This is a genomic window from Actinosynnema sp. NPDC004786 (assembly GCF_053601135.1).
The window spans coordinates 211,534-217,580 of record NZ_JBSGBG010000012.1; the positions used below are offsets into that span (position 1 = coordinate 211,534).

Consider the following 6,047-nt stretch of genomic DNA (forward strand, 5'->3'; position numbering starts at 1 on the left):
CATGAACCGCCAGCAGGAGTTCGTGCTCCGCACCCTCGAGGAACGCGACATCCGGTTCGTCCGGCTCTGGTTCACCGACGTCCTGGGCTTCCTCAAGTCGGTCGCGATCGCCCCCGCCGAGCTCGAAGGCGCCTTCAACGAGGGCATCGGCTTCGACGGCTCCGCCATCGAGGGCTTCGCCCGCGTGTACGAGTCGGACATGGTGGCCAAGCCCGACCCGTCGACGTTCCAGGTCCTGCCCTGGCAGACGCCGGACAAGAGCCACTACTCGGCGCGCATGTTCTGCGACATCGCCATGCCGGACGGCTCGCCGTCGTGGGCGGACCCGCGGCACGTGCTGCGGCGCGCCCTGGCCAAGGCGAGCGAGGCGGGCTTCACCTGCTACGTGCACCCCGAGATGGAGTTCTTCCTGCTCAAGGGCCTGCCCGACGACGGCAGCGAGCCCATCCCGGCGGACAACGGCGGATTCTTCGACCAGACCAGCCACGAGACCGCCACCCACTTCCGCCGCCACGCCATCGAGGCGCTGGAGGCGATGGGCATCTCCGTCGAGTTCAGCCACCACGAGGGCGCGCCCGGCCAGCAGGAGATCGACCTCCGCTACGCCGACGCCCTGACCATGGCCGACAACGTCATGACGTTCCGGTACGTGATCAAGGAGGTCGCGATCACCCAGGGGGTGCGCGCCTCGTTCATGCCGAAGCCGTTCACCGACCAGCCCGGCAGCGGCATGCACACGCACGTCAGCCTGTTCGAGGGCGACCGCAACGCGTTCTACGACGCCGAGGACCCCTACCAGCTCTCCGACACCGGCAAGATGTTCGTGGCCGGCCTGCTGAAGCACGCGCGCGAGATCTCCGGCGTCACCAACCAGTGGGTGAACTCCTACAAGCGCCTGATCGTGGGCGGCGAGGCGCCGACGGCGGTGTGCTGGGGCCACGCGAACCGGTCCGCGCTGGTGCGCGTGCCGATGTACTCGCCCGGCAAGTCGTCGTCCCGCCGGGTGGAGATCCGGTCGCTGGACTCGGCCTGCAACCCGTACCTGGCGTACGCGGTGATCCTGGCGGCCGGCCTCAAGGGCATCGAGAAGGGCTACGAGCTGCCCCCGCCCGCCGAGGACGACGTGTGGTCGCTGACCGACCGCGAACGGCGCGCCGCCGGCTACGACAACCTGCCGCAGAACCTCGGCGAGGCGCTGACCGAGATGGAGAACTCCGAACTGCTCCCCGAAGCCCTCGGCGAGCACGTGTACGACTTCTTCCTGCGCAACAAGCGGACCGAGTGGGACGCGTATCGGCGCAGCGTGACACCGTACGAGCTGCGCAACCTGTTGCCGGTCCTGTGAGGGAGACGCCCGTGCGGGTCGTCCACACCGGGCGCTCGGAGAAGCTAGGTTTGCAGACCGTGACCGAGGTGCCCGCGCGTTCGGAATCCCGTCCCACGTTCATCGCCTGCACGGTGGCGACCGCCGCCGAGCTGCCCGCGGTGAAGGTCCTGTCGAGTTCGTTCCTGGCCAACCACCCGCAGGCCAGGTTCCTGGCGCTGGTGGTCGACGCCCAGCCGGAGAACTCCGGTCCCGGCCTGGTCACCCCCGCCGACCTGGGGATGACCCAGGACGAGCTGGCCGAGCTGGCCACCGGCTGCACCGCGGCGCAGCTGCGCGGCGTGCTGCGGCCCACGCTGCTGGAGCAGCTGCTCGGCCAGGGCGTGCCGGTGCTGTACCTGGACCCGTGGGTGCAGGTCCTCGGGCCGCTCACCGACCTGGTCGAGAACGCGGTCCGGCGCGGACCGCTCGTGCTGCTGCCCCGGGCGCTGCGGCCGCTGCCGGACGACGGCCTGCGCCCCACGCCGACCGAGCTGCTGGAGACCGGCGTCTTCGACCCGGGTTTCCTGCTGGTCGCGCCGGGCGCGGAACCGTTCCTGCGCTCGCTGGGCGAGCAGCTCCGCCGCACGCCGGACGCCACCAAGGCCGTGCTCGACATGGCCCCCGCGCTGGTCAACGTGCACGTGCTGCGTGACGCGACGGTCGGCCTGTCGGTGTGGAACGCCGCCCAACGCGACCTGCACCGGAGCCCGGACGGCGTGCTGACGACGATCGGCGAGCCGGTCCGCACCGTGCACTTCGCGGGCTTCGACCCGCACCGGCCGTGGCTGCTGTCGGCCGACTTCGCCGACCGACCCCGCGTGCTGCTGTCGGAACACCCCCAGTTGGCGGAGCTGTGCACGGCGTACCGGGCGGAACTGGTGCGCAAGGGCCACACGGCGCAGCGGGTGCGCTACGGCTTCGGCCAGCTCCCGGACGGCACCCAGATCCCGGACGAGCTGCGTGCGGACTACCGCGAAGCCGCCCGGACCAGGCCGGGCTCCGCGTTCAGCCCGGAGGGGTTCGACCGCGAGGGGGTTGACCGCGAGGGGTTCGACCGCGAGGGGTTCGACCGCGAGGGGGTTGACCGCGAGGGGTCCATCCGGGAGGGGGCCAGCCGGGAAGCCCTCGACCCGGCAGCCGGGACCCCCACCGCGCCGACCGGCACCCCGGCCGCCGATCGGTCCGACCCCGTCCCGCTCGCCCCCACCTCCACGGCCCTCCCGGACCCGGCGACCACACCGGCCCCGGCCGACTCCGGGGCTGCGGCCACCGCACCGGACCGGGCGGAGTCGCCCGAGCCGGCCGCGACCTCGCCCGGTTCCACGCCCCCCGCGCCGGCCGACACCTCGGCCGTGACCCCGTCCGAGTCGGCCGTGACCCCGCCCGGCCTTCCGCCCTCCGCGCCGGCCGACCCGACGGCGGCGACCTCGCCCGAGCCGGCGACCCCCGTGCCGTCGCCGCCGAACGAGACCGCGCCCGAGACCGCGCCCGAGACCGCGCCCGAGACTGCGGCCGCCCGGTCGACCGCCTCCGTCGCCGGGACATCCGGCCCAGCCGCTCCCGAACGGCCCGTCCCGCCATCGGGAACCGCCCGCCAGGCCCCAGCCGCCCGCCCCGGCACACAGCCGGGAACCGCCCGCCCCGGCCCACCCCCCGCCTTCGGCCCCGACGGCGGGGCGGCGTTCGTGGCCTGGGCCGCCGAACCCGCGCCCGGCCTGCCCGGCAGCACCCGCTGGTCCGCCGCCCTCTGGCGCTCCGACCCGGCACTGCGCGCCCAGTTCCCCGACCCGTTCGGCGCGGACGCCGCGGCGTTCCGCGACTGGTGCGCCGGCGTCGGCGTGGCCGCGGGCAGGCTGCCGGTCGCCGCCGTGCCCCGCGCCCGCCTCGACGCCCCGGTCCTGCACGACCAGCTCGGCGTCTCCGTCCTCGGCACGGGCCCGGTCGCCGCCCTCGTCCACGCCGCCGCCCGCGCCTCCGGCCTGCCGACCTCCACCACCGCCGGCTACCCGGTCGTGATTCGCGTCGGCACCGCCGCACGCGTCCCGGACAGCCGCTTCGTGGTCGACTACCTCCTGGACGACGAGCAGCCGAACGACGCCAACGAGCTGTGGGTCCCCTCCGAGGCGACCCGCGCCGCCCTCGAACGCCAGGGCGGCCCGACCGTCCGCGTGCTCCCGCTGCCCGTCCCGGAAGCCGACCCCGTCGAGCCCGAGGACCACGACGGGGTGATCTTCGGCGCGCTCGCCGACCACGCCGTCGACCGCGCGGGCAACGTGCTGGGCGCGGTCTCCGCGTTCCTCTCCGCCTTCCCCGACCGCAACGACGTCACGCTGCGCATCGAGGTCACCCACGCGCACGACCACCCCGAGGCCGCCGAACGGCTCCGCCTCGCCACCGCCGCCGACCCCCGCATCCAGCTCGTCGACACCCTGGGCGGCGTGGACTGCCTGGTCCACCTGCACCGGGGCGGCGCGTGCGACCGGATCGCGCACACCCTCGCCACGCACGCCGCGCGGGCCACGCCGATCCTGACCTCCGACCACGGGGCGGTCGCCGAGCTGTTCGACAAGTCCGCGGTGATCTTCGTGCCGTGCCGCCAGGGCGTCGAGCCGGACGTCCAGGCCGCCGCCAAGCTCCTGCGCGCACTCGCCGACGACCTGCCCACGGCCTTCGCGATCGGCGTCAAGGGCCGCGAACACGTCCGCGCCACGCGTGACGTCGCCAAGGTCGGCGAGATCCTCCGCGAACGCGTCGAGCACGCCTACCGCGGCTGGCGCGCCCGCCGGGCCAAGCCCGCGCCGACCACCGACCCGCTGAAGGCGCTCGTCGCCGCGAAGCACGCCCTGCTGCGCCAACCCGACGTCGGCACGGCCAGCCGCACGCCGATGGCCCCGCAGCTGCGCAAGATGGTCCTGCGCGTGCTCGACCACTACGACAACCACATGCGCGACGTGCTGACCTCCCTGGTCGACGGGGTGGAGCGCTCGGTCGCCGAGGTCGTCCGCCGCCAGGACGACCTCTCCACCGGCGTCGGCCTCGGCGAGCTGGAGGTGCTGCGCGCCGAGCTGGAACAGCACGCCGAGCACCAGGGCCACCTCGCCGACCAGCTCGTCGGCGTGGACGACGGCGTGGTCCGGGTCCGCGCGGACATGGCGGGCCAGGGGCGACGGCTGCGCGAGATCGAGGACGCGGTGGTCGCCGAGGCCGCCAAGCGCGCCAAGCAGGGCGACGCCCTCGCCCAGCGCATCGACAAGCTCGCCGTCGCGCTCGAACGCACCCTCGACCGGATCGACTCGCTGGAGTCCAAGGTCGTGGACGTGCTGCGGGACCGCGACACCAAGCTCGACCGCGGCCTGCGCGCGGCCGACCAGGCCCAGCAGACCGCCGACGCGCTGCGCCGCGTCGTGGTCCGCGAGCACGAGCGGCACAACGAGGCCGTGCCGCGCAGCTCGCTCGTCCTCACGGACGTCGGCCTGCTCCGCCTGCCGTCCGACGACGCGTTCATGCTCCCGATGCTGTCCAGCAACGGGGTGTGGGAGACCGAGGTGTCCGAGCTGATCGACTCCGTGGTCGAGCCGGACGGGATCTTCCTCGACGTCGGCGCGTACGTCGGGTACCAGACCGTGCGCATGCTCAGCCGGTTCGGCACCGGCGGCGCGGTGGTCGCGGTCGAGCCGTGCCCCTCGGCGCGGGCGTTGCTGCGGCACAACGTCGACGTGAACCTGCCCGAACGGGTGGCGCAGCAACTCGTCCTGGTGGACGCGGCGGCGTGGGAGAGCACCGGCGAGCTGGCCGTCCAGCCGGCGCTGACCGGAGGGGTGTCGGTGGCGCCGCTGCCGGACGACGCCGGCGAGGACACGGCGCGCGTGCGCGCGACCAGGCTCGACAAGGAGCTGGAGGCCGTGCCGTCGTTGCAGGGCCGCAAGCTGTCCGTCGTTCGGGTGGACGCGCCGGGTCGTGGTCACCGCGCGTTGGCCGGACTGGTGCGCCTGCTGCGCCGGGATCGCCCGCACGTGTTCCTCGAGTTCTCCGCCTCCGCGACGGAGGGTTTCGGCGACGATCCGGTCACGGTCCTCAAGGAGTTCCGGATCTGGGGCTACGACCTGGTGCCGGTGGCGACCCGCGAACCCGCCGGGCCGGAGCAGATCGTGGCCGCGATGGAGGGCATGCGGACGATCTCGCTGTGGCTGCGGCCACGCCCGGTGGCGGCCAAGGGAGCCGGCCCGCAGGTCGCGGTGCCCGTCCGCACCGCTCCCGCAGCCCGCTGACCAGGCGATTTGACACCGGCGAAGGTCATGAGTAACTTTTACCGAGTCGCCAGCAAGAACCTCGGAACGAGCGGTTGACACCGCGAATCGGGCCGGGTAGACTTCTGCGGCGTCAAGCTCCCAGGAACGAATAAGCAGCACAGGGTGCTGCCTCCGACCTGGAAACAGCACAAAATGAATGCAAAGCGAGTTCTTCGCGGAGCCGAGAAGCCGAAACCGGCCGATTTGACACCGCGAAAACGAACGAGCTAAGCTTCAACCAGAGCGAAACACAAAGCCCCGGAATGAACTGCGGTAAGACGCGGGACAAGATGGTGAGCGCGTGTTCTTTGAGAACTCAACAGCGTGCCGAATAGCCAGTAAATTGTATGAACCTCGTCAAGAGGTTTCCTTTGAGATTGTTACTGGACAGC

General features: G+C 72.8%; 2 protein-coding genes. Both read left to right on the forward strand.

Features of this window, described 5'->3' with window-relative positions; translation table 11 throughout:
- Position 1 precedes the first annotated feature (1 nt).
- A complete protein-coding gene (locus ACWEFJ_RS13720) occupies positions 2-1,345 on the forward strand; it encodes a glutamine synthetase family protein (protein WP_378084580.1) in 1,344 nt (447 codons plus the stop codon).
- 11 nt (positions 1,346-1,356) lie between these two features.
- Positions 1,357-5,634, forward strand: a complete 4,278-nt coding sequence (locus ACWEFJ_RS13725) for an FkbM family methyltransferase (protein ID WP_449713923.1) — start codon at positions 1,357-1,359, stop codon at positions 5,632-5,634.
- Positions 5,635-6,047: the final 413 nt, after the last annotated feature.

Excerpts from the sequence above, each read along its gene's own strand:
- ACWEFJ_RS13720 (WP_378084580.1), top strand. The coding sequence starts at position 2 with ATGAACCGCCAGCAGGAGTTCGTGCTCCGCACCCTCGAGGAACGCGAC.